This is a genomic window from Streptomyces sp. AP-93 (genome assembly GCF_022808175.1).
GTDB lineage: Bacteria > Actinomycetota > Actinomycetes > Streptomycetales > Streptomycetaceae > Streptomyces.
This window is the reverse complement of sequence record NZ_JALGBX010000030.1, coordinates 99,230-121,273: the sequence shown is the minus strand read 5'-3', so window position 1 is coordinate 121,273 and position 22,044 is coordinate 99,230. Positions and strand designations below refer to the sequence as shown.

The 22,044-nt window shown below is 69.4% G+C and carries 24 protein-coding genes and 1 pseudogene; 6 read left to right on the top strand and 19 right to left on the bottom strand.

The features are described from left to right. Positions 1-314 precede the first annotated feature (314 nt). Positions 315-797: a hypothetical protein gene (locus MTF69_RS36545; RefSeq protein ID WP_243340694.1), complete on the top strand. Its 483-nt coding sequence runs from the start codon at positions 315-317 to the stop codon at positions 795-797. 136 nt (positions 798-933) lie between these two features. Here the strand turns inward: MTF69_RS36545 and MTF69_RS36540 are convergent. Both MTF69_RS36540 and MTF69_RS36535 read right to left on the bottom strand, forming a co-directional pair. Continuing rightward, a pseudogene (locus tag MTF69_RS36540) lies at positions 934-1,451 on the bottom strand (transposase); the annotation flags it as partial. 130 nt (positions 1,452-1,581) lie between these two features. Next, positions 1,582-1,818 (bottom strand): RHS repeat domain-containing protein, encoded by a 237-nt coding sequence (locus MTF69_RS36535; RefSeq protein WP_243340692.1) that lies wholly within the window; start codon positions 1,816-1,818, stop codon positions 1,582-1,584. A 327-nt stretch (positions 1,819-2,145) separates the two neighbouring features. Between MTF69_RS36535 and MTF69_RS36530 the strand changes: the two genes are divergently transcribed. Continuing rightward, complete coding sequence (locus MTF69_RS36530) at positions 2,146-2,352, top strand: hypothetical protein (protein WP_243340689.1); 207 nt, start codon at positions 2,146-2,148, stop codon at positions 2,350-2,352. An 80-nt stretch (positions 2,353-2,432) separates the two neighbouring features. On the opposite strand, the gene MTF69_RS36525 is transcribed toward MTF69_RS36530, so the two are convergent. Together MTF69_RS36525 and MTF69_RS36520 are read right to left on the bottom strand one after the other, a co-directional pair. Then, positions 2,433-3,647 (bottom strand): transposase, encoded by a 1,215-nt coding sequence (locus MTF69_RS36525; protein WP_243340687.1) that lies wholly within the window; start codon positions 3,645-3,647, stop codon positions 2,433-2,435. 310 nt (positions 3,648-3,957) lie between these two features. After that, positions 3,958-4,461, bottom strand: coding sequence for an ATP-binding protein (locus tag MTF69_RS36520; RefSeq protein ID WP_243340686.1), 504 nt, complete (start codon positions 4,459-4,461; stop codon positions 3,958-3,960). A 228-nt stretch (positions 4,462-4,689) separates the two neighbouring features. Here MTF69_RS36520 and MTF69_RS36515 point away from each other — a divergent pair, with 228 nt between their 5' ends. The 3 genes from MTF69_RS36515 (at position 4,690) to MTF69_RS36505 (ending at position 7,213) form a co-directional block, all read left to right on the top strand. After that, a complete protein-coding gene (locus tag MTF69_RS36515; RefSeq protein WP_243340685.1) occupies positions 4,690-5,892 on the top strand; it encodes an IS110 family transposase in 1,203 nt (400 codons plus the stop codon). A 260-nt stretch (positions 5,893-6,152) separates the two neighbouring features. After that, complete coding sequence (locus MTF69_RS36510) at positions 6,153-7,004, top strand: helix-turn-helix transcriptional regulator (RefSeq protein WP_243340684.1); 852 nt, start codon at positions 6,153-6,155, stop codon at positions 7,002-7,004. Positions 7,005-7,015: 11 nt separating this feature from the next. Continuing rightward, a complete protein-coding gene (locus MTF69_RS36505) occupies positions 7,016-7,213 on the top strand; it encodes a hypothetical protein (protein ID WP_243340683.1) in 198 nt (65 codons plus the stop codon). Positions 7,214-7,248: 35 nt separating this feature from the next. On the opposite strand, the gene MTF69_RS36500 is transcribed toward MTF69_RS36505, so the two are convergent. From MTF69_RS36500 to MTF69_RS36430, 15 genes are all read right to left on the bottom strand, one after another. After that, on the bottom strand, positions 7,249-7,884 hold the full coding sequence (locus MTF69_RS36500; RefSeq protein WP_243340682.1) for an OmpA family protein: 636 nt from the start codon (positions 7,882-7,884) through the stop codon (positions 7,249-7,251). A 4-nt stretch (positions 7,885-7,888) separates the two neighbouring features. Then, positions 7,889-8,476: a hypothetical protein gene (locus MTF69_RS36495; protein WP_243340681.1), complete on the bottom strand. Its 588-nt coding sequence runs from the start codon at positions 8,474-8,476 to the stop codon at positions 7,889-7,891. Positions 8,477-8,506: 30 nt separating this feature from the next. After that, complete coding sequence (locus MTF69_RS36490; RefSeq protein ID WP_243340710.1) at positions 8,507-9,103, bottom strand: pilus assembly protein TadG-related protein; 597 nt, start codon at positions 9,101-9,103, stop codon at positions 8,507-8,509. Next, on the bottom strand, positions 9,103-9,303 hold the full coding sequence (locus tag MTF69_RS36485; RefSeq protein WP_243340680.1) for a hypothetical protein: 201 nt from the start codon (positions 9,301-9,303) through the stop codon (positions 9,103-9,105). The genes MTF69_RS36490 and MTF69_RS36485 overlap by 1 nt, the downstream gene beginning before the upstream one ends. A 110-nt stretch (positions 9,304-9,413) precedes the next feature. Next, positions 9,414-10,100: a response regulator transcription factor gene (locus tag MTF69_RS36480; protein WP_243340679.1), complete on the bottom strand. Its 687-nt coding sequence runs from the start codon at positions 10,098-10,100 to the stop codon at positions 9,414-9,416. Beyond that, positions 10,100-11,338, bottom strand: a complete 1,239-nt coding sequence (locus MTF69_RS36475) for a sensor histidine kinase (protein ID WP_243340678.1) — start codon at positions 11,336-11,338, stop codon at positions 10,100-10,102. The genes MTF69_RS36480 and MTF69_RS36475 overlap by 1 nt, the downstream gene beginning before the upstream one ends. A 3-nt stretch (positions 11,339-11,341) precedes the next feature. Beyond that, entirely contained in the window at positions 11,342-12,232 is an 891-nt protein-coding gene (locus MTF69_RS36470; RefSeq protein ID WP_243340708.1) for a DUF5936 domain-containing protein, read from the bottom strand. A gap of 20 nt (positions 12,233-12,252) precedes the next feature. Beyond that, a complete protein-coding gene (locus MTF69_RS36465; RefSeq protein WP_243340677.1) occupies positions 12,253-13,191 on the bottom strand; it encodes a type II secretion system F family protein in 939 nt (312 codons plus the stop codon). Beyond that, positions 13,188-14,558, bottom strand: a complete 1,371-nt coding sequence (locus MTF69_RS36460) for a CpaF family protein (protein WP_243340676.1) — start codon at positions 14,556-14,558, stop codon at positions 13,188-13,190. Before MTF69_RS36460 ends, MTF69_RS36465 begins: the two co-directional genes overlap by 4 nt. 7 nt (positions 14,559-14,565) lie before the next feature. Further along, entirely contained in the window at positions 14,566-14,949 is a 384-nt protein-coding gene (locus tag MTF69_RS36455; protein WP_243340675.1) for a TadE/TadG family type IV pilus assembly protein, read from the bottom strand. Between the two features lies 1 nt (position 14,950). Then, entirely contained in the window at positions 14,951-15,283 is a 333-nt protein-coding gene (locus MTF69_RS36450; protein ID WP_243340674.1) for a TadE family protein, read from the bottom strand. A gap of 42 nt (positions 15,284-15,325) precedes the next feature. After that, positions 15,326-16,630 (bottom strand): AAA family ATPase, encoded by a 1,305-nt coding sequence (locus MTF69_RS36445; RefSeq protein ID WP_243340673.1) that lies wholly within the window; start codon positions 16,628-16,630, stop codon positions 15,326-15,328. Then, positions 16,627-17,961, bottom strand: a complete 1,335-nt coding sequence (iscB, locus tag MTF69_RS36440) for an RNA-guided endonuclease IscB (RefSeq protein WP_279346718.1) — start codon at positions 17,959-17,961, stop codon at positions 16,627-16,629. Before iscB ends, MTF69_RS36445 begins: the two co-directional genes overlap by 4 nt. 341 nt (positions 17,962-18,302) lie before the next feature. After that, the gene (gene cpaB / locus MTF69_RS36435; protein ID WP_243340672.1) at positions 18,303-18,998 is read right to left on the bottom strand and encodes a Flp pilus assembly protein CpaB; all 696 of its coding nucleotides are present in this window, start codon (positions 18,996-18,998) and stop codon (positions 18,303-18,305) included. Between the two features lie 38 nt (positions 18,999-19,036). Then, on the bottom strand, positions 19,037-19,954 hold the full coding sequence (locus MTF69_RS36430) for a hypothetical protein (protein ID WP_243340671.1): 918 nt from the start codon (positions 19,952-19,954) through the stop codon (positions 19,037-19,039). Between the two features lie 323 nt (positions 19,955-20,277). On the opposite strand from MTF69_RS36430, the gene MTF69_RS36425 reads away from it, so the two are divergent. Then, the gene (locus MTF69_RS36425; protein ID WP_374325072.1) at positions 20,278-22,017 is read left to right on the top strand and encodes a chitinase; all 1,740 of its coding nucleotides are present in this window, start codon (positions 20,278-20,280) and stop codon (positions 22,015-22,017) included. Positions 22,018-22,044: the final 27 nt, after the last annotated feature.

The window sequence follows — 22,044 nt, the reverse complement described above, 5'->3', positions numbered from 1 at the left end:
GACGGCAACCTGCCCGCTACACTCCCACCGCTCGACGTTTCCCCAGGTCAAGCCACAAAGTACTGCTGGAGTACTAGCACTCTTTACCCGAGGTCTCCGGCTTCGTCAAGTCCCGAGTGCTCGGGACATGACCACGCCTTGCCGGTCAGGCCTACTTGCAGTGACAAGGCAGCACGGTGGGGCGAGGAGTTTCCTCTCTCACCGAACCTCCGGCTATCCCGGCAACGCGGTCCCGGTCGGAATCGATCCGGCGACTGTCACCCAGAATTTCCGGGGATCGTCAGCGAACCCTCTGCACCAGACGGAGAAAGTCCATGATCCGCATTGTTCATACCCACAACGAGGCCCGGCTCAGGCGGAGGGGTTTCCGCCTCGCGATTATTTGCGCCTCGACTGCTTTGATCTCCGGGGTTGTCGCCCTTCCGGCGTCCGCAGCGATGGCGGCTTCGCCGGTGGTGAGCTTCGTCGCCGATGGCGGTGACGGCGGCATGGGCGACCACGGCGGCGACGGCGGTGATGACGGCGGCAGCGTTAACACCGACGGTAGCTTCAATACCGACGACAGCTTCGTCGGCGTCTACGAGAGGATCGAGGACGTCGACGGCGACGCCACCCGCCACAACACCGACATCAACGACAGGTTCGTCGGCGTCTACGAGAGGATCGAGGACGTCGACGGCGACGCCACCCCCCGCAACACCGACATCAACGACAGCTTCAATACCGACAACAGCGTCAACGACAGCTTCAACTCCGACGACAGCTTCGCCGGCGACGACGACATGGTCGAGGACTAGCTAAGGGCTTGCTGGGAATCAAGGTGTTGCTTCCCGTGCTGGGGCTCGTTGGTGTGGTATACGCATCCCGGACGAGACCCGTGACCAACTCTCCGTGAAGTTCATGGTGCTGTTCCCGCATCTGGACGAGCGGCGGCTGTCCGAGCAGGGCGGCCTTCAGCCGGAGTTTGTGCCGGCGCCGGAAACGTCGTCGCTCTTCGCGCTCCGGGTCGTTTTCGCCGTCCCACCCGTCTTGTCCTTCCGGGCCGTCCCCTTTTGCCGGGCCTTCTCCTCCTCGGCAGCGGCCTTCTCCAGGGCGGTGATGACGTCCTGGCCGAAGTGCATCCCGGCGGCGTCGTGGTGGGCCCGGGCCGTGGTGGAGTCCACGCTGACCAGGGAGAGGTCCACCTCACCCCGCTTCGCGGCTTCCGCTATCAGGCCCTCCAGCAGGGCCTCGAAGACGCCGGCGTCCCGCCATTGCCGGAAGCGGTTGTGGACGGTCGACCAGGCGCCGAACTCCTGCGGCATCGCACGCCACTGCCCGCCCGTCTTGAACCGCCAGATCACACCCTCGAACTGCTGGCGCAGCCGCTCGGGGTACGGCCCGTACTCGCCGATCGGCAGGTACGGGCCGATGAACTCCCACTCTGTATCGGCCAGTTGCATCCGAGTCACACCAGATGATCTACCGGATCAGGCCCAGCCGCGAGGACCAGCCCCGCAAATTGATCACAACCAAATACGCGCCCTAGCCACGGCGGACGGGGAGGGGGCTGACCTTCGCGGCGGCTGGGCGCCGAAACGCCTACTCTCCGGATCCGGCAGCCGACCCCAAAGGGGAGCCCGGCACACGCCGCACTCCCCTTCCCGGCTTCGCGGGGTCGCCGCCCGTGGCGTTGCCTCTGGCAGACGTCGTGGACAGGACCCGGCCGGCCTTGTCGTAGGTGGAGGTGGTCTTCGCCCCGAGCGGCGTGGTGGTCGCGGTGGGGTTGCCCGCGGCGTCGTACTGGTACTGCGGGGTCTTGCCGAGCGATGACCTCACCGATCGCCGTGACCCCGAAGATGTCCGCCCCGCCACCTGGCTCCCGGGACTCCCCGAACCCCCACGCCCGCCGCAGTCCCGCACCACGGCGGCCATCACCCGTAGGGCGGCCCTGCGGCGCGCCTCGCAGTGGGCGGCGAGGCGGGGATGGGAGTAGGTGGACGAGGGAGGGCCATTTGCTACTTCCATTGCTACATTTTTCCCATCGACTCTTCCGCGCGGCACATCCCCGATGAGGGAACGGCCCAGAAGGTGAGTGTTTCCATGCCTGCAGGCCGCATCGCCGCCGTCAGGGCACGGGTGGGAGCACGTGGATTCTCCGCATACGTGAGCGCGGCAGTCGAACGGCAGATACAACGCGACCTACTGGAAGAACTGCTGCAGGCCAAGGAGGCAGAGATCGGCGCCCCCTCCGCGGAGGTTCAGGGCTGGGCCGCCGCAGTCTTCCGAGAAGCCGAAGCCATGGCCGACGATCACGAAGGGCAGCAGGCCGGCAAGGGGGAAGCGGCGTGGGAAGGGCGCGAAGCCGGCTGAGCCACGGCGTTCTCCTCCTGGACAGCCAGGGACTGACCAAGTTCGTGACTCCTCCCCCTCCTGAAGGAGGGGGCTTCTCGCTATGCCGTGTTGGCGTTGCGACGGACCAGCCCGGCCCGTAGAACGTTGATTGCGCCCACCGTGTCCGCGTGGGCGATGTGGCCGCAGGACTGGCAGTGGAACTTCTCCTGTGTGGGCCGGTTCTCCTTGGCGGTGTGCCCGCATGCGGGGCACGTCCGGGAGGTGTTGCGGGGGTCCACGGCGATCACTACCCGACCGGCGCTTTCAGCCTTGCTCGTAAGGATCGTGAGGAACACCCCCCAACCGGCATCGTAGATCGAGCGGTTGAGACCGGCCTTCGCCGCGGCCCCGTTGGGCAGGAAACCACCCGGCTTCTCCGGGTCGGGGTTCGGGGCGGGGGCCTTGACCATGTTGCGGATCCTGAGGCCTTCGTGCGCGATGAAGTCGTGCGCGCGGACCAGGTCCAGGGCGGTCTTGTGCGCGTGATCGAGGCGCTGACGCCGCACCTTGCGGTGCAGGGCGGCCACCGTCTCGACGGCCCTGCGGTGGTTGGCGGTGCGCTTGTCCCGGCGGACACGCGGGAACCGCGAGAGGGTCTGCTGCGCGGCTGCGAGCCTGCCGGCTGCGCGGCGGCCGTTCCGCGGGCTGGGAACGAACTCGCCGTTGGAGTCGGCGAGGAAGGTGGTGATCCCGAGGTCGATGCCGGCCACGGACCCAGTCGTGGGCAGCGGCTCGGGCCGCGGCTGCTCGGCGGTCAGGACCACGTACCAGCGGCGGCCTTCGCGCTTGACCGAGACGGTCTTGACCTTGCCGACGACCGGCCGGTGCCGGTTGACCTTGACATGCCCTACGCCTTGCAGGCGGACCCGGGTGACGGGGTCGTGCGGGGTGGCATCCCACCGGCAGCCGTCCCCGTTCTTGGGGAAATCGACCGTGTCGAACCAGCTGACGCCACGGAAGCGCGGATAGCCCGGAGTGTCGCCGGACTTGATCCGGCGGAAGAACGCGGCGAACGCCTTGTCCAGCCGGCGAAGCGTGGCCTGCTGGGAGGAGAACGACCAACGCCCTTGCCGCTCAGGGTCGAATGCCCGGATCTCCTTGAGCTGCCCGGACTGCATCCCGTACTTGACGGACGTCTTCGATACGTGCCGGTACGCGTCACGGCGTTCCTGCAAAGCCCCGTTGTACAGCGAGCAGTGATCACGCAGCATCTCACCCAGCGCGATCGACTGGCCCACAGTGGGCCGCATGAGGAACTTGTACGCACGGATCACCCGGCCCACCCCCCTTCGGTCAAGGTGTCATCAACCTAGCGGAGGCCACTGACAACGCAGCGAACTCCGCCGCTCCGCGCCTCCGGGCCAAGGATCGCTTTCCCGCCCGGCCTAAAGGCCGGGATTCCCAGCGAAGATCAGGGGATGGCCATGCTCGCTACTCCCCCTGAGCGTGACGCCGCCGGTCGGCAGACGGGACGTCACGCGGCTCCCCCAGCGCGACGATCATAGGCAGCGGTCGCCCGACCGCTGACGCCGACGCCGACGCCGACGCCCGTCAACGTCGACGAGGGCACCGACGCGGTCACCGTCACTCCGGCGCAGCCGCTGACCCGGCCAGGTACCCGGCGGCCCCCGCCACCGGCAGGCTCGCCCAGGTCCGCGTCCCGCCGCCGGGCTCCCGCGACTCCCCGAAGCCCCAGGCCCCGCCGCAGTCCCGCACGACGGCGGCCATCACGCGCAGGGCGGCGCGGCGGCGGGCCTCGCAGTGGGCGGCGAGGCGGGGATGGGTGTGGGAAGTGTGCCCGTCGTAGACGGTGAGCCGCAGAGCCCCCTCGCGGTGGCGGAGGGCGAGGTACAGGCTCCGGCCGGGGTCCAAGTACCAGGCTGTGGCGATGAGTTCGCCGACGACCTGTACGGCGGCGGGCGCGACCCGGTCGAGGTGATGTGCGTGCAGGACGGACCGTACGGTGCTGCGCGCGATCTGGGCGCTGTACGGCTCCCCGGGCACGGTCAGGCTGCACGACAGCCCGTCGGGGGACGGCGGCTCATCGCTTGGCGGGCAAGCGTCGAAGCAGCCGGGACTTGCGGGCATGAAGGGGCTGAGCATGACGGACTCCGTAAGTTGTTAGGCGGCCCGGGAGGGCCGGATGTGGCTAATGACGGCTTGCCAGTCGTGGCTCGCAGGGAGTGGCCGTCCGGCTCTTCGGGGCGCCCTGGCTGCTGATTGAGATGTGCGCGCTGTGTGCGGTCGCTGATTACGGAGATGACAGCGGGGTGTTCCTCGGGCCAACGGCATGCCGTGCGGCACGAGGAGGGGCAAGTGAACGAGCAACGGGACCAGGTCTGGGCCGGTATCGACGCCGGCAAGGGCCACCACTGGGCGGCGGTGGTCGACAACAGCGGCGCGACCCTGTGGTCGAAGAAGATCGACAACGACGAGACAGCGATCCTGACCGCGATGGGCGAGATCCTGGATCTGGCCGACGCAGTCCACTGGGCAGTGGACATCTCCGGCACAGCCTCGGCCCTGCTGCTGGCCCTGCTCGCAGCGCACGGCCAGAAGGCCGTCTACGTGCCCGGCCGCACCGTCAACCGCATGGCGGGGGCCTACCGGGGCGAGGCGAAGACCGACGCCCGCGACGCCTACGCCATCGCCGAAACCGCCCGCCACCGCCAGGACTTCACCGCGATCGACGTACCTGCCCAACTGGCAGCCGACCTCGCGCTGCTGACCACCCACCGATCCGACCTGATGGCCGACCGAGTCCGGATGATCAACCGACTCCGTGACGTCCTGACCGGCATCTTCCCAGCACTGGAGCGGGCCTTCGACTACAGCAGCCACAAAGGCGCCCTCGTGCTGCTGACCGGCTACCAGACCCCCGCCGCTCTGCGCCGCCGCGGCCATGCGCGACTGACGGCCTGGCTCGCAAACCGCCACGTACGCAGTGCCGACCAGGTCGCGGCAGCCGCCCTGGAAGCGGCCCAGGCCCAACACACCACGCTGCCCGGCGAGGACGTCGCCGCGCAGATCGTCGCCGATCTCGCCACCCAGATCCTGGCCCTGAACGACCGGATCAAGAAGATCGACCGGCAGATCCGCGACACCTTCCGCACGCATCCGCAGGCGCCGGTCATCGAGTCGATGCCCGGCATGGGCCCCCTCCTCGGGGCCGAGTTCGTCGTCGCGGCCGGTGACCTGACCGCCTACACCGACGCCGGTCACCTCGCCTCGGCCGCCGGGCTCGTGCCCGTCGCCCGCGACTCCGGCCGCCGCACCGGGAACTTCCATCGGCCCAAGCGCTACAGCCGCCGCCTGCGGCGGGTCTTCTACATGTCCGCGCAGACCAGCATCATCCGCGACGGGCCGAACCGGGACTTCTACCTGAAGAAGCGCGCCGAGGGCTGCAAACACGTCCAGGCCGTCATCGCACTGGCCCGTCGACGCGCCAGCGTCCTGTGGGCACTTCTGCGTGACAACCGGGCCTTCACCCCCGCCCCACCGGTCACGCAAGCGGCTTGACTTCGTCATTGAGACTCCCTGTCGTGACGCGGATGAGGACGTGACTCCGGTGAGCTCGACGCGCACGGGTTGCTCTCGCGTTGTGTGGGGGCAGTGGCTCGTCGCCGAGGCCGAGGCATGCTGCGGCGATGCACTTCCAACTCCCTTGCGTGAGCGGTGCATTACCGAATGTAGCGCGCTCGGGCCTTTTTTGGCCCGCCACCCGGCAGAAGTCAGCCGTTCGTGGCACGAGGGGCTGTCGACGCGCAAGACTGCACCCCATGACCGCGAGGACAGCTCCCACCGAGCGCCAGAAGCGACTGGGGTACGAACTGCGCCGAATGCGCACGTCAGCAGGGCTCTCAGCCGAGTTCACGGCGGGCCTGCTGGGCGTGGACCGCGGCGCGATCTCCGCCATGGAGTCGGGCACCCGCGCCATCTCGACCGACCGGATCCGCACACTGGCCGCCAACTGCCAAGTGGATGACGAGCGATACATCGCCGGGCTGACGGACATGGCCCTGCCCGCAGGCCCTCGATGGTGGGACCGTTACAGGGGACAAGTACCGCAAGGCTTTCTGGACATCGCCGAGTTGGAGTCCCGCAGCATCCGCATGCGGGTCGCGTACCCTCACCACATGCCGGGGCTGCTCCAGACCTCAGACCACGCTCTCGCCGTGTTCCGCATGGTCATCCCCGCGCTCCCCGAGCACGAGGTCGCATTGCGACTGGCACTGCGCGTCGAGCGCCAGAGCGTCCTGGACGGCGAGAACGCTCCCACGTTCGTGACCGTCGTGCACGAAGCCGCCCTGCGGTTGCGGTTCGGTAGTAGGGACATCCTGCGGGCGCAGCTGAACCACTTGATCCAGCGCTCCGAACAGGACAATGTGACTCTGCTCGTCCTCCCGTTCGAGGCGGGCGGCTTTCCGGGAGCAGGGCAAACGGTGCTCTACGCGGAAGGGCCGACGGCGCAACTCGACACCGTGCAGATCGACAACTCACACGGGCCCGACTTCCTCCACGCCGAGACCCAACTCGCGAAGTACCGAGCTCATTTCGAGCTGATGGAGCAGATGGCGCTACCTCCGGGGGCATCCCGGGACTTCATCCACTCCATCGCGAGCGAACTGTGAGAGGGGACACCGTGACCGACGTGACCTGGGAGGACCCCTTCTGCGGCGAGGGGAACTCCTGCTACCGGATCGGGGTGGACGGGGAGGGCAACAGCTACATAGCCCTATCCGGCCAGGAGCACACGTACCTCACGGACACCCGCGAGGCACTGCACCAGCTCATCCGGGACATCAAGGCCGGCAAGGCCGACCACCTGCTGACGGACTGACCCCGCCCCCGCCGGAGCGGGGACGGGGTCCGGCACTACTTGCTGCTGCGCGGGAAGGTGATCTCCACGCGGCGGTTCTTCTTGCGGCCTTCCTCGGTGCCGTTGTCGGCGATCGGGTAGTCCTCGCTGTAGCCGCGTACGTCGAAGGTGACGCCGGGGTTCGTCACCGTCTTCGCCAGCTCGGCCTGGACCGCGTCGGCGCGCTTCTTGGAGAGTTCCTTGCCGTGCTCGTAGCTGCCCTGGTCGTCGGTGAAGCCAAAGACCCGGACGGTGGTGGCCTTCTGGGAGTTGATCTCCTGCGCGATGGCCTGGATACGAGCGGCGGCCTGGGCATTGAAGATGGCACTGTCCTCGGGGAACATCACCTCGGACTGCAGCGCCATCATGACGGTCTGGTTCGTCTCCTGGCGCCGTTCCTCGCCACCGAGGTCTTCGACGACCTCCACCATGTCCAGCACCTTTGAGGGTGCGAGTACGCCGCCCTGGGGGAGTTTCAGCCCCGGGGAGTCGGGCCTGATGGGCGGGGGCGCAGAGGCCGAAGGTTCGGTGCCCGGGGGCACGGACGGCGTGACGTCGTCCGCGTAGGCACTGGTCGCGCTGATGAAATGGGCCCCGGCAATGACGAGGCCGGCGACGGCTGTGGCAGCTGTGGTGCGATGGCGTTTGGTCATGGGGTCACCCGGAGATTTTGATGGTGGCCGCGGCAAAGGTCGGCAGACCAAACACGACCTCGGTGGTGGTGGCCGGTGGCGAGGGGAACTGCGCGAAGAAGGCGATGCTCTCCCCACCCTTGATGTTCGCGAGACCGGTTGTGCATGCACACCGCCCCTCTGTGTCACGCAGCACGAAGTAGCGCTTCTTGCCCACAGCATCGACCAAAGTTGCGCCGGCAACCGACCCGTGACTGGCCGTCTTCTCCTCACCGCGCAGAGAACCGAACTGGGAGAACGTCGTGGAACCTGCGTTCTTGATCTGACCGCTGACAGTGACGTACCCGTCTTGGTCGCGTACAGCTGAATTGACCTCCAAGACGATGCTGGAAGGCCCTTGTGCCGTAGCAATTACTTCGAGAGGCCCCGAGTCCTTGCTTGCGGTGGGCGCGGGCTGCTGAGGGCTACTTGCCTGGCTCTGGGGAGACTCGGACTTCGTCGGCTCCTTCGCCTTCTCGCCGCCTCCGCCGCATCCGGCCAACGCAAGGGCCAAGACCGCCGCAACCGCAACGGCCGCTCCCCCACGGACCTTCACCTTCTGCCGAATGCTCATGTACGCCGTTTCCTTGTCTCTTGTTCGATGTCAGTCGGTCAGTCGCACGACGAAGAGCTTCCTCGCCAGCTTGTGCAACGGGCCTGGATCCGACGGATCCACGGTGATCACTCCTCCGCCCCGGCACTTGATGCCGACATGCCCGGGTGGCGGTGGTGGGGTGGGCGCGGGATCCAGGAAGCAGCGTGGTTCGATCAAGGCCGTCGCCCTGGCCTGGCCAAGCAAGGTCTCGGTAGCCGGGATGACCGAGTCCCCGACCGCGTCGTTGGTGGTCACCGCGACGGTGAACTCGGGGACGTTGAAATCGCATACCGCAGAAGCCTCGTTCGAGCCAGCGAAGTCCTGCGCCTTGACACAGGCCCCCTTAGTGTCGAAGCGGCGACCCCTGAGGATCTCGTCCCAATCCGCCGGTGTGAGCGTGAGGAGATTCCTGCCCACGAACGCGTTGTCCCTGACCTCCCGCGCAGCGGCGAGCGCCGCCGCATCGGCGGCACCCTGCGCATCGCTGCGCGTGGCCCCCGCCATCCCGACGGTGACGAAGACCAACGCGGCGAAGAGCAGGCAGAACATCATCGCGGCGTAGAAGGGGAGAACCTGTCCCCGGTCACGCGAGCCCAACCCAGCCATCAACTCGTGATGTTGTCCAAGACGGTCTGAATCTCCCCCGCGATGTCGCCCGCAAGGCCGGTTGCGATGATCGCCGCGATGATCAGCGCGATGATCACGATGATCCCCAGGTACTCGAAGACCGTCTGCCCCTCGTCCCCACCCCGCCGCATCCGGTTCTTCCGTTCGACGATCGCCTTGAGCAGCCTGAGGTGCAGCATGGGAGTCCTCTCCAGAGCCGGCGCCGGTATCGGTTCGCGGACGGTACGTCGACGCACCAGCAGTTGCAAAGGGTCCCGGGACCCAATTACGGACCCACTGCGCACTCCGTCTACCCACGGCCAGCCACCCCCGGACGGGCGGTTCCCAGCCAACGGGCTATCGCCTCGCTGCGCGTGGCGGTCTGGAGCTTCGCGAAGATCCGGTTGATGTGGTTCTTGACCGTCTTCTCGCTGATAAAGCAACTGGCTGCGATCTGCTGGTTACTCATGCCGGAAGCGATGAGACCCATGACCTCCTCCTCACGTGAACTCAGCCCGAACACAGCATGGTTGGGAAGACGCTCCGAAGACTGTCCCACAGTTCGTTGCTGATGCGAAGAGGTCCGGAGTTCCGCGAGCACCGCGCTCGCCGCCGTCGGGCTGAAATGCGCCCGCCCCGCGCGGACGTCGCGGACGGCTGCGACGAGGTGGTCCGGCGTGAATTCGCCGTGCACCAAGTAGCCGCCCGCACCCAGGAGCAGCGCCTCCCGGACGATCTCGGACTCCTGGCTGTACGTCAGCATCAGCACCGGAGCGAGCTGCACCAGGTGGGGCAGCGCCGAGATGCCGTCCACCCCCGGCATCCGGACGTCCAGGAGGACCACATCGGGAGCGTGCAGCCGCGTCAGGCGGAGCGCCTCCCGGCCGTCGGCCGCCTCTGCCGCCACCTCGATGTCCTCCGCGGTGGCCAGGAGGGCCGACAGGCCGGCCCGTACGACCGGGTTGTCGTCGGCGATCAGGACGCGCAGCGGGGCCATCACGCACTCCTCCCCGCAGCGAGGGCCGCCAGCGGAAGGGTCAGGCGGACCTGGGTCCCCGGCTGCCCGCCCGGGCGGGCTCCTATGTGGAGGCGGGCGCCGATCGCGGCTGCGCGTTCCGCCATGCCCAGCAGGCCGAAGCGGCCCGCGCCGTGCAGCGACGCGAGGTCCACAGCAGCCGGGAGGCCCCGGCCGTCGTCTTCGATCACCAGTAGGAGGTCGGAGGCGGCTACGGCTGCCTCGACCGTGATCCGTTCCGCTCCCGCATGGCGACGGGCGTTCTCCAGCGCCTCCCCCGCCACCGCCAGCAAGTGCCGGGCCACCGGAGAGGGCACCACCGGGAGGGTGCCGCTCACGCGCAGCTCAGCCGTATCAGCATCGATCCGGGCCCGGAGTTCCGAGGCCAGCGAAACCCCCGGCGCGTCCAGGTCCCGGCGCAGGTCGGCCAGTACGTCCCGGGACTCCGCCACCGCGCGGCGGGCCGCGCCGGACACCAGGGCGGCCTGGTGGCGGAGGGTCGCCGGGTCGGTGGTGCGGGTCAGGGAGTCGGCGGCCAGGGCGAGGCCGTGCAGGGTCTTCGCGACGGAGTCGTGCAGCTCGCGGGCCAGGTGGTCCCGTTCGGCCTGTACTGCTTCCGCCACCACCAGGCGGGCCCTGGTCTCCAGCAGGGCCTGGCCGGCCGTGCCGAAGCGGAGGAGCAGGCCGCGCAGGGAGGCCCCGGCCGCGCCCGCCAGGACGCAGAGCACCGCCAGTGTCAGGGCCTCGGCGACCGCCGCCACCACGGCCGCCTGGACCACCGCGTAGACCGCCGCGCCGCGTCGGCCGTAGACGATCCCGGCCAGCAGCGGGGTGCACACCGAGGCGAGGAGGAGCGGGGAACCGGGGGTGGCCGTCAGGAGCAGCAGTCCGCTGAAGAACACCCAGTCGACCGCCAGTGGCCAGCGGTGGCGCAGGAGCAGCGGTCCGAAGCGCTCCCAGTCGCGGAGCAGGACGTAGGACAGCAGCAAGGTGAGCAGCACCGCGCCGCCCGCCAGGTGCGTCGGCGTCCCGGGTGCCGTGCGGCTCAGCACCACCGGCGTCCCGAGGGCGATCATCACGAGGCGGAACGCGAAGACCTGGCGGCACAGCGCCTGCAGGGCGTTGGCCTGGAGGGCGATCGGCAGCTGCACCGCGGGGCGCGGAGACGGCCGGTCCCGGGCGGCGGCGAACGCCGTGGCGTCCAGCGAGGTGGCAGTCATGGCTCAGCCGCCCCCGAACATGGCGCCGAAGTCGACGTCGGCTCCGTACACGAACCCGCCGATCAGGAGGATCATGGTCCCGGGCAGCATGAACATCGTGACGACGAAGGTGGCCTTCGGGACGGCCTTGGCGGCCCGGCGGCGGGCGTTCTGGGCGTCAGTGCGCCGCATGTCCTCGGCGATGGCGATCAGGGTGTCGACGATCGGGGAGCCCAGTTCCTCGCCCTGCTGGAGGGCGGTGACGAACTGCGCCACCTGCTCGGAGTCGTTGCGCCGGCGCAGCTCGTCGAAGGCCTGGCGGCGGCTGACGCCCATGGTCATCTGCTGGAGGGTGATCCGGATCTCGTCGGACCACGGGCCCTCGTACTTGTCCGCCACCCGCTCCAGCGCGGGCCGGAAGCCGAGCCCGGCGCTGACGACCACCGCGAGGACGTCCAGGAAGTCCGGCAGGGTCCGGTCGATGTGGTCGCGGCGGATCCGGATCGCCGACCAGAGGCCGGCCTCGATCCAGAACAGGCCGAAGGCCACCATCAGCAGGGCCAGGATCAGCTGGCCGTTGATCAGCATGGCGAAGGCCCCGACGCCGCCGAGGAAGGCGTAGACGGCGCGGCGGGCGGCGTAACGGTCGATGGTCAGGCCGGACGGGTTGCCCGCCGTGTCGATCTGGCGGCGTTTGCGCGCCACCCGGTCGGGGCCCATCAGGCGCAGTATCAGCGGCGCGTAGCGGATGCCGATGCGGTCGATGAGCGAGCCGACGGCCGTCGTGCGGGTGGCACCGACCTCCAGGGCCAGCATCAGGTCGGACGGGAGTTTGGTGTCGGCGCGGTAGAGCCGGATCCCGTGGAACACGCCGAAGACCGACAGGCCCACGGCCAGGGCCAGGAGCAGCGCGATCATGCGGACCTCCTCATACGTCATACGTCGATCTTGGACAGGCGGCGGATGGCGAGGAATCCGAGCGCGAAGAGCCCCAGGGCGACCAGGACGAGGGTCTGCCCGATGACGGATCCCGTCATCCGGTCCAGCGCGCCCGGCATCATCGCGTCCACGAGGAGCAGCGAGCCGATGCCCATGACCGGCACCAGGTACGCCGTGGCCGTGACCTGGGACAGCTGGGTACGGACCTCCCTACGGGTCTCCTTGCGCTGCTCCAGCGTCACCGTCAGGTTGCGCAGGCTGCCGACGATCGCGCCGCCCGCGCGGGCGGACAGGACGAGGGTGGAGACCAGGACGACCAGTTCGCGGGAGGGCAGGCGCTCTTCGATCTCGCCGAGGGCCTCCTCGATGGAGTGGCCGACCGCGAGCCGGTCGGCGACCCGGGCCAGTTCCTCGCCGGCCGGTGCCTCCAGTTCCTCGGCCGCCATGCCGATGGCCGTACGCAGGGCCAGGCCGGCCTGGGTGGCGTTCGCGAGGATGCGGGCCAGGTCGGGGAGCTGGTTGATGAACCGCTCGGTGCGGCGCGACCGCTGCCAGTTGAGGAAGGCGTTGGCGCCCCACAGGGCGATCAGACCGGCCACCGGACCGAAGAACGGGGCCAGGAAGGAGGCCGAGACCAGCCAGATCCCGGCGACCGTGGCCAGCATGTAGACGAAGTACTCGCCGACGGTGAGGTCCAGGCCGGTCACCGCGAGCTTGCGCTCGATGCCGCGGCCCAGCGTGGTCTTGCGCAGGCGCCGGTCCACGCCCGGGAAGCGGCGCCTGCGCCCGAGGGGGGCCGGGAGGCCGGTCGCCGAGAGGCGCTCGATGAGCGCGGCGCGCTGGGCGCGGCCCGCGGCGTAGACGTGGAGGCCGACGACCACCAGGACGCAGGCCAGCAGGGTGGCGCCGAGGGTGAGGAGGACGAGTGGGTTCACAGGGCAGTCCGGGTGATGCGGGCGGGGAGGGGGCCGGTGAGCGGGTCGGTGAGCGGCTCGTCAGCCGGCGCGACACCGAAGGCCTGCGGGATCGGCTGGTTGTTCATGTAAAGGCGGTCCGCGAGCCGGCGGGGCAGCGGGTAGTACTCGAAGCGGCCGTGGACGCGGCCGTCCGGGCCCATCGGCATCGCTGCGAAGCGGCAGACCGTCGTGATGCGGAACGGCTCGCGGCCGTGGGAGTCGAGGAGGGAGATCTCGGTGATGCGGCGCGTGCCGTCGCCGAAGCGGGTCAGCTGGACGATGACGTGGACCGCGCTGTTGATCTGGTCCTGGAGGGCCTCGAAGGGGATCTCCACCTCGGACATCGAAGCGAGGGTCTGCAGGCGCATCAGGGCGTCGATGGAACTGTTCGCGTGCACGGTGGCGAGCGAGCCGTCGTGGCCGGTGGACATCGCCTGGAGCATGTCGAGCGTCTCTCCGCCGCGGACCTCGCCGACGATGATGCGGTCGGGGCGCATGCGCAGGGAGTTGCGGACCAGGTCGCGGATGGTGATCTCGCCCTTGCCCTCCACGTTGGCCGGGCGGGATTCGAGGCGGATGACGTGCGCCTGCTGGAGCTGGAGCTCGGCGGAGTCCTCGATGGTGATGATGCGCTCGCCCTCCGGGATCAGGCCGGAGAGGGCGTTGAGGAGGGTGGTCTTGCCGGTGCCGGTGGCGCCCGAGACGATCACGTTCAGCTTCGCCGCCACCAGCCCCGACAGCAGGAGGACCATCTGCTCGTCCAGGGAGCCGACGCCGATCATCTCGGGGAGAGTAAAGGCGCGGGGGAAGCGGCGGATCGTGAGGGTGGCGCCGGTCAGCGAGAGCGGCGGGATGATCACGTTGACGCGCTCGCCGCTGGGCAGGCGGGCGTCGACCATCGGATTCGCCTCGTCCACGCGGCGGTTGACCGTGGAGACGATGCGCTCGATGGTCTGCATCAGCTGCTCGTGCGAGGCGAAGCGGAGCGGGAGCTGCTCCACGCGGCCGGAGCGTTCCACGAAGATCTGGTCGGGGCCGTTGACCATGATCTCGGAGATGGTCGGGTCTTCGAGCAGCGGTTCGAGCACGCCGAGGCCGAGGGCCTCGTCCACGACGCGGCGGATGAGCTGGGCGCGCTCGGCGGTGGACAGGACCGGGCCCTCGCGGCTGATGATGTGGCCGAGTACGCGCTCCAGGCGCGCGCGGCGCTCGGCGGGCGCGAGCGCGGACATCTCGGCGAGGTCGATCTCCTCCAGCAGCTTGGCGCGGTACGAGGAGACCAGGCGGCCGTCCTCGCGCGGGTTGTGGCGGTCGTCGGGGGTGTTCACCCTGGAACGCAGGCTCATGGTCCGGTCACCTCGGGTCTTCGTTGGGCATGACGACGATCCGGGTGACGGGGCGGGAGGCGATCCCGGGCACGACCGAGTTGATCGTGATGGTCACGGTCGCCGTGACCGTGTCGGGCAACGGCGCCACGTGGACGACCGTGCTCGCGGCCGTGCCGAGACTCGGCCTGATCGACGCCCTGCCGGCCGCCTCCCCCTCGCCCGGATAGCGGGCCTCCACGCGCGCCGCCGTACGGGCGGCCGTCTCCGCCTGCTGGGTCACGTACGCGGTCCAGCCCAACTGGATGCCGCCGAGCCCGACCAGGAGCAGGAAGGGCAGGAACCCGATGTATTCCAGGGCGACTTGACCCCGGTCACGATGACCGTCGCGGATGCTGCGGATCCGGTCCATCTCAGTCCTCCTTCTCGTTCGCGGAGCCGCCGTGGCCTTCGATGGGGACACCGATGTCGAAACCCGGGAACAGAAGCGGAAGGTTGAGCGTGACCTTGGCCTTGTAGAGGTTCCCCGAGGCCCCGCACTCCGCGGGGGGCATGTTCCAGCCCCCCGAGATGTGCTCCCGCGCGGCCTCCCGGCAGGCACCGTCTCCGTGCACCGCCCCCACCCGCGCCGCCTCGTCCGCCGCGTTCCCCGCCAGCGAGAACGCGTACCCGATGAGCACGCACTCCCACACCGCCACCACGATGAGCAGGATGAAGGGCAGCATGCCGACGAACTCGATCGCCACCTGCCCCTGATCCCCGCGGTCCCGTCTCCGCCCGGACACCCCTCAGCCCTCCCGCCCGCGCCGCAGCCACGGCCCGAGGGCGCCGCGGTCGCCGCCGCGCAGCCGGGCCACCGGCCCGGAGCCCCGTACGGCCAGGGCCGCGCCGGGCTCGGCCGCAGGGGCGTCCTGGGCTTCCGGGGCGGTCAGCAGACCCAGTTCGCCCGCCACCGCCCACAGGGCCTGCTTGACCGTCGAGCGGTTGTCGAGGTCCTGCACCCGGCCCGCGTCGACGACGGCCTGGAGTTCCTTGAAGGCGGCCGGCACGGGGGTGCGTACCGCCCGGGTCTTGGTGATCTTCTCTATCAGGGCGGGCTGGATCTCGGTCTGCTTGGACCAGCGGTTGACGACCATGGTCGTCTCCTCCGCCTTCCTGACCTGGAGCCGCTCCCACATCCGGACCATCCGCTTGGCGGCGCGTACCGCGACCACGTCCGGGGTGGTGACCAGGACGGCCACGTCCGCCAGCTCCACGGCCGCCGCGTTGGCGCCGGTCACCTGGGTGCCGCAGTCGATGACTACGAGGTCGTAGCGGGCGCGCAGGGCGGCGATCACGTGCCGGGCGGCACGGTCGTCGACCTCCTCGCCCCGTTCGCCGTCCGCCGGGGCCAGGAGCAGCGCGAGGCCCGTGCGGTCGTCGTAGACGGCGTCCGACAGGACGCGCGGGGAGATGTCCTGGATCCCGGCGAGGTCGGCGATGGAGCGGCGGAACTGCACGTCGAGGTACGAGCCGACGTCCCCGGCCTGGAGGTCCAGGTCGACCAGGGCCGTACGCCGGCCGGCCGCCACCGCGGCGAGCGCGAACTGCACGGCCGCGAAGGTGGCGCCGACGCCGCCCTTGGCCCCGGTGACCGTGACGACCTTGCCGCCCGGGCCGCTCGGGAGCTCCGGGCCGCGGCCCAGGTGACGGCGTACGCCCACGGACCACTGGGCGGCGGCCTGGACGCGGGCGGCGAGCTCCTCGTAGGCGAGGGGCAGGCCGATCAGGCCGCGGGCGCCGGAGTCCATGGCGGCGGAGAAGAGCGCGGGGCTCGCGTCGGAGGTGAGGAGGACGACGCCGACGGCGGGGAAGCGCAGGGCGACCTCGCGGATGAGGTCCAGGGCGGGGAGCGGACCGATCCGCTCGTGTACGAGGACCACCTCGGGCAGCTCGTCGATCGACTCGCCCGCGAGCCGGGCGAGCATGTCGAGGAGGAAGGTGGAGTCGGGTACGGGGGCGGCCGGCTCGGCCCCCGGGAGCTGGCTCAGCAGGGTGGCGATGATGCGCGCGGATTCCGGGTCGCCGACCGCGGGGAGGATGCGAGTGGTCATCGGACTTCCTTCGTGGAAACGCCCTGCTTCAGCTGGGTGGCGGCGGGTCCTTCGGGTCGGCTGATGTAGGCGTATCCGTCGGCTCGCTGAAGGAGACGGCAGTGTTTGTGCCCAATGCTCTGGATGAGTCCCTGGGCAGTTTTGATGTTGAAGCTGCCGTTGGCGCGGACGGAGATGCGGCCGGTGTGGGTGCCGGTCTTCTTGCCCGTGGGGACGACGGCGCGGGCGAAGTCGCCGGTCTGGTAGCCGAAGAACGTCTTGGACCTGGGCAGGCGCTGGCGGGGGAAGCCGTACTTGTCCGGGCGGGTGCGGGTGTAGGTTCCGCGCCCCGTCGCGGTGACCGCGAGGACATGGGCCGGGGTACGGGTGACGGTGTCGAGGTGGCCGACGCACAGCGCGTCGAAGGTGTGCGTCTTAGGCAGACCAGTCCGTTGGCGGTTCCATTTGGTGCGGCCCCCGGATGCGGTGCGTACGGTGGCGAACGCGGCGTCAAGGGCACGCCAAAGTGCCCAGCGGGTGGCGTTGACGGCTGCCGCGTCGCGGAGGGGGGCTTTTGCCTGGGCGAGGATGCGGGCCAGCCGGCGCGGCGACTGCTTGAGGAAGTCTTCGACCGGCTGGTTGGACTTCTTCTCGTTGCAGGGAATGCACGCGGTGCACAAGTTGGAGACACGATCACTCCCGCCCCGGCTCTTGGGGTGGATGTGATCGATGTTGAGCGGTACCCCAGTGGTGCCGCAGTAGGCACAGGTCCGGTCCCATTTGGCGAGGAGGTATTCGCGGACTTCTGTGCCGTGCAGGGTGCCGTGATGATACTCGGCCCCCTCTAGTGGTCCACCGTGGGACATGGCCTGGGTGTCGAACGCGACCCGCTCCACATGTACGACACGGACGGGTGCCCAGCGCGCAAGCCGAGTGGCCCACGACATGGTGGTGTCCACCCGGTGACGCAGCGACGGGGCGAGCCACCCCTTGGGGCGCACGCGGTTGAAGAAGCGAGGTGCGCGGTAGCGCAGGTTGTTGGTGCGCCTACGGCGCCGGTAGGCGGAACGAGCGGTCAGCTTGTCCCGGATGAGGCTGCCCCGGTGGGCGAGCTCGACCGTAAACAGGCCGCGCCGCTCACCATCCCTGGAGGTGAACACGGCGATCCCGGTGTGCTTGGAGCCGGGGTCGATGCCGAGTTCCACACCGTCCACCTGTGATGCGGAGACCGTGCGGTCCTTGAGGCGGATCACGAACGGGGTGTGCCGGGCTACGACGGCCCGGCCTTGGCGGAGGAGCTTGCGGGCTCTGGCAGGTGTAGTCGGTTGCAGCGGATGACCATGCTTGTCCAGGACGAACGCGACGGGGTGGCCCTCACGGGCCTTCTCCCCAACCTCACGGTTGGGGGTGACGCCACCGATGCCAGGTGAGGCATCGGCGGTCTCCCCTCGCACATGTACCGCGCCGGGTGCCTTACGGCCTTCGAGTCCCGTTTCGTCCCCGATCCGGGGGGTGTCTGCTGACTCGAATTCCAGAGCCAACTGCTGAGGAAGCACAGGTGGGTGGGTCTTCTGTCCTACGCGATACGTAGCCAACTTCGTTCACCTCCAAATATGCGTTGTTGGCTGGTGCTGGTAACGGCGGCCATCAGCCAGTGCGGCTGACAGCCCCCTCCTTCCGGAGGGGGATCCCGTTACTCCAGGGTGTAGAAGCGGTCGCCCGGGCTGGGCGCGGAGTCGGTGCCGGGGGCCACCAGGGCCAGGCGTACGTGCACCGCGAAGGACTCGGCGTAGGCGACGCGCTGGGTGTCCTTGGTGGTCAGGGCGAAGGTGATCGGGACCGCCTCGGCGGCGCCCTTCCTCTCGCTGTCCTTGGGGTCGAGGGGGGTGAGCTTGCCGACGTTGATGACGCGGGCGTTGGCCACCATGACCACCGACTGGTCGGGGCCGTCCGCCTTCTTGCTCTTGAAGGTGCCGATGATGTTGACCTTGGCGCCGGGGGTGATCTTGCCCGCCACACCCGTCGAGGCGTCGATCATGATGGCCATCTCCTGCTCCCCCGCCTGGAGCTTCGGCTTGTCGACGAACATGTCGCTCTGGAGGAGCGAGCCCTTCTTCAGGGCGGTGAGCGCCAGCTTGTCCTTGAGTGCGGCCAGGTCGGTGACGGCGGTCTCGGACAGCCACCGCTTCGGGACCGTGACCTGCTCGAACTGGCCGGACGTCAGGGGGGTGTACGGGGCTATGTCGCCCTTCACCCGGTAGGCGGCGACCTCGTTGCCGACCTTGGAGTTGACGTCGCCCATCACCACGAGGACTCCGCCGAAGGCGGCGAGGGCGCACAGGACCGACAGGATCAGCAGGATGACGCCGCGGCGCTGGCGTGAGTTCATGGCGTACTACCTCGCCGTTCTTCGTTCGTTCGGGGCGGTCAGTGTCTGGATCTGGGTCTCGGACGGAGCCGGTCCGCTGACGCCGTCGGCGGGGGTGGGGGCACCGGTGCGAGGAGCGGGGCCGCGCAGAAGCCGCAGCGGTCGCCGATGAGTTCGAAGCCGCACCAGCGGCACTCCTCGCGGCGGACCGAGGCGACGAGCTGGTAGAGCACCGAGGGGTCCGGGATGGCGGCCGCGAACTCCACGAGCTTCGGTGTGGCCCACCAGACGGGCGAGTCGGCGGGCAGCCGGCTCTCCATGACGCCCTGGACCCGCCAGGCGGGGGCCAGCTCGGTGGCCACCCAGTCGGTGGTGAGCTGGCCGCGGGCGAAGGTGAGGTGGGTGGCGAATTCGGGGCCCGGGGGGAGGGTGGCTCCGCCGCCGTGGGTTCCGCCGGAGCCAGAGCCCAGTTTGACCAGGTGCGGGGCCGGGTTGGCCAGTACGGCGAACTGGGCGTTCGGCGACCAGGACTTGGCGTGCGCCTTGAGCCCGACCGGCACCCGGTCCAGCTTGGCGACCGAGCCGAGCAGCGCGCCCGCGTAGATGTAGTGCGCGAGGAGCCGGGCGGCGGACGCGAGGACTCCGGGGCTGAAGTCGCTGACGCTGAGCTGGCGCAGCTGACGTACCAGCAGGGCGGTGCCCAGCGGCGGGAGATCGACGTCGACGAGGGCGATCCGGTCGGTTTCCAGGATGGCCCGGACGGTGTGCAGGCGGCGGACGGCGGAGGCGCGGAGCCAGGACGGCACGAGGACCACGAGGTGGCCGTGGCGCTCCAGCAGGCCGGCCGTCTGGGCGAGCGCGCCCTCCAGGTCGAGCTCCTCGGGCGGCGGCAGCACGGCGGCGGCCGGGGTGTGCCGGTCCGGGGCCGGCAGCACCAGATCGGCGCTGGTGACACCAATGGCGATCGGCACGCGCATCCCCCCGTTCACCCGGTCATCCGCAGGTGTTCCCCTGGCCGCCCACGGGTGCGCGCATGCTGCGCGACCGCAAACGATCAACACCCTTCCCCCTTGCCCCAGCACCATATCCACGTCCTTCCTGACAGGGCAGGGCCTTACACATTCCCGTGCCACGGGCACGTGTCACGGGGGGCGGGAAAATCCGGACAACAAGGATCGGAAGATGACGGCGCGGTCGATCAGTTCAAGCCATATTGCAAACACTCTTGACATGGACATTGGACTAGACCAACTTGGCCTCGGGGCACCCCACTTGCCCCAGACATGCCCCAGACACGCCTATGACGCGACCTCACTTCCCCACTCCCCCCACCGGAGCCCACGTGAACCGCATACGCTCCCTCGCCATCCCGCTCGCCGTGACCCTGGCTGCCGCCGGGCTCACCGCCCTGGCCACCGGCACCGCCCAGGCCGCCGACGTCAACGTCGTCCGCAACGGCGGCTTCGAGTCCGGCCTCGCCAACTGGACCTGCACCTCCGGCAGCGGCGCCGTCGTCTCCTCCCCCGTCTTCGCGGGGGCCGGCGCCCTCAAGGCCACCCCGGCGGGCCAGGACAACGCCCGGTGCAGCCAGGTCGTCACGGTCAAGCCGAGTTCGACGTACACGCTGAGCCAGCAGGTCAACGGCTCGTACGTGTACCTCGGCGCGACCGGGACCGGCACCCAGGACGTCTCCACCTGGACCCCCGGCACCGGCGGCGGCTTCCAGAAGCTGTCCACCACCTTCACCACCGGGCCGAGCACCACCCAGGTCACCGTCTACACCCACGGCTGGTACGGACAGCCGGGCTTCGTGGTCGACGAGTTCAGCGTCTTCGGCCCCGACGGCGGGGGCGGCACCGACCCCTCGCCGACCATCCCCGGCGCCCCGGCCGGCAGCGCCGTTTCCGGCCAGAGCTCCAGCGGGCTCACCCTTTCGTGGAACACGGTCACCGGCGCCGCCGGGTATTACGTGTATCAGGACGGCGTCCGCGTCCAGACCGTGACCTCCGGCACCTCCGCGCAGATCACCGGGCTCGCCGCATCGACCTCGTACGCCTTCCAGGTGAGCGCGTACAACGCGGCCGGCGAGGGCGCGAAGGGCGCGGCGGTCACCGGCACCACCACCGGCGGCGGGGGCGGCAACCCGAACCCGGCGGTGCCCAAGCACGCGCTGACCGGCTACTGGCAGAACTTCAACAACGGCGCGACCGTCCAGAAGATCTCCGACGTCTCCGCGCAGTACGACATCATCGCCGTCTCCTTCGCCGACGCCACGGCCACGCCCGGCGGCATCACCTTCGCCCTCGACTCGGCCGGACTCGGCGGCTACACGGTCCCGCAGTTCAAGGCGGACATCGCGGCGAAGAAGGCGGCCGGCAAGTCGGTCATCCTCTCCATCGGCGGCGAGAAGGGCACCATCACGGTCAACGACTCGGCGTCCGCGACCAACCTCGCGAACTCCGCGTACGCCCTGATGCAGGAGTACGGCTTCACCGGGATCGACATCGACCTGGAGAACGGCCTGAACCCGACCTACATGACCCAGGCGCTGCGCGCGCTGTCGGCGAAGGCCGGGCCCTCGCTCGTCCTCACCATGGCCCCGCAGACCATCGACATGCAGTCGACGCAGGGCGGCTACTTCAAGACGGCGCTCGCCGTGAAGGACATCCTCACCGTCGTCAACATGCAGTACTACAACAGCGGCTCGATGAACGGCTGCGACGGCAACGTCTACCACCAGGGCTCGGTGGACTTCCTCACCGCACTGGCTTGCATCCAGCTCGAGGGCGGGCTCGACCCCTCGCAGGTGGGCATCGGGGTCCCGGCCTCGCCCAGCGGCGCGGGCAGCGGCTACGTCTCGCCGGCCATCGTGAACAACGCGCTGGACTGCCTGACCCGGGGCACGAGCTGCGGAAACTTCAAGCCGTCGAAGACCTACCCGGGACTGCGCGGCGCGATGACCTGGTCGACCAACTGGGACGCCAAGGCGGGTAGTGCTTGGTCCAACGCGGTGGGTCCGAAGGTCCACGGGCTGCCGTAGCAGGTAGGTGTGTGGGGATGGCCGGTT

Bases quoted from the DNA above. Each gene is read 5' to 3' on its own strand.
- MTF69_RS36490 (WP_243340710.1), bottom strand. From the start codon at position 9,103: ATGGCTGGGTTGGGCTCGCGTGACCGGGGACAGGTTCTCCCCTTCTAC.
- MTF69_RS36545 (WP_243340694.1), top strand. From the start codon at position 315: ATGATCCGCATTGTTCATACCCACAACGAGGCCCGGCTCAGGCGGAGG.
- MTF69_RS36520 (WP_243340686.1), bottom strand. From the start codon at position 4,461: ATGCCCGCAAGTCCCGGCTGCTTCGACGCTTGCCCGCCAAGCGATGAG.
- MTF69_RS36455 (WP_243340675.1), bottom strand. From the start codon at position 14,949: ATGGACCGGATCCGCAGCATCCGCGACGGTCATCGTGACCGGGGTCAA.
- MTF69_RS36500 (WP_243340682.1), bottom strand. From the start codon at position 7,884: ATGACCAAACGCCATCGCACCACAGCTGCCACAGCCGTCGCCGGCCTC.
- MTF69_RS36510 (WP_243340684.1), top strand. From the start codon at position 6,153: ATGACCGCGAGGACAGCTCCCACCGAGCGCCAGAAGCGACTGGGGTAC.
- MTF69_RS36475 (WP_243340678.1), bottom strand. From the start codon at position 11,338: ATGACTGCCACCTCGCTGGACGCCACGGCGTTCGCCGCCGCCCGGGAC.
- cpaB (WP_243340672.1), bottom strand. From the start codon at position 18,998: ATGAACTCACGCCAGCGCCGCGGCGTCATCCTGCTGATCCTGTCGGTC.
- MTF69_RS36445 (WP_243340673.1), bottom strand. From the start codon at position 16,630: ATGACCACTCGCATCCTCCCCGCGGTCGGCGACCCGGAATCCGCGCGC.
- MTF69_RS36430 (WP_243340671.1), bottom strand. From the start codon at position 19,954: ATGCGCGTGCCGATCGCCATTGGTGTCACCAGCGCCGATCTGGTGCTG.
- MTF69_RS36480 (WP_243340679.1), bottom strand. From the start codon at position 10,100: ATGGCCCCGCTGCGCGTCCTGATCGCCGACGACAACCCGGTCGTACGG.
- MTF69_RS36495 (WP_243340681.1), bottom strand. From the start codon at position 8,476: ATGAGCATTCGGCAGAAGGTGAAGGTCCGTGGGGGAGCGGCCGTTGCG.
- MTF69_RS36460 (WP_243340676.1), bottom strand. From the start codon at position 14,558: ATGAGCCTGCGTTCCAGGGTGAACACCCCCGACGACCGCCACAACCCG.
- MTF69_RS36425 (WP_374325072.1), top strand. From the start codon at position 20,278: ATGACGCGACCTCACTTCCCCACTCCCCCCACCGGAGCCCACGTGAAC.
- MTF69_RS36485 (WP_243340680.1), bottom strand. From the start codon at position 9,303: ATGCTGCACCTCAGGCTGCTCAAGGCGATCGTCGAACGGAAGAACCGG.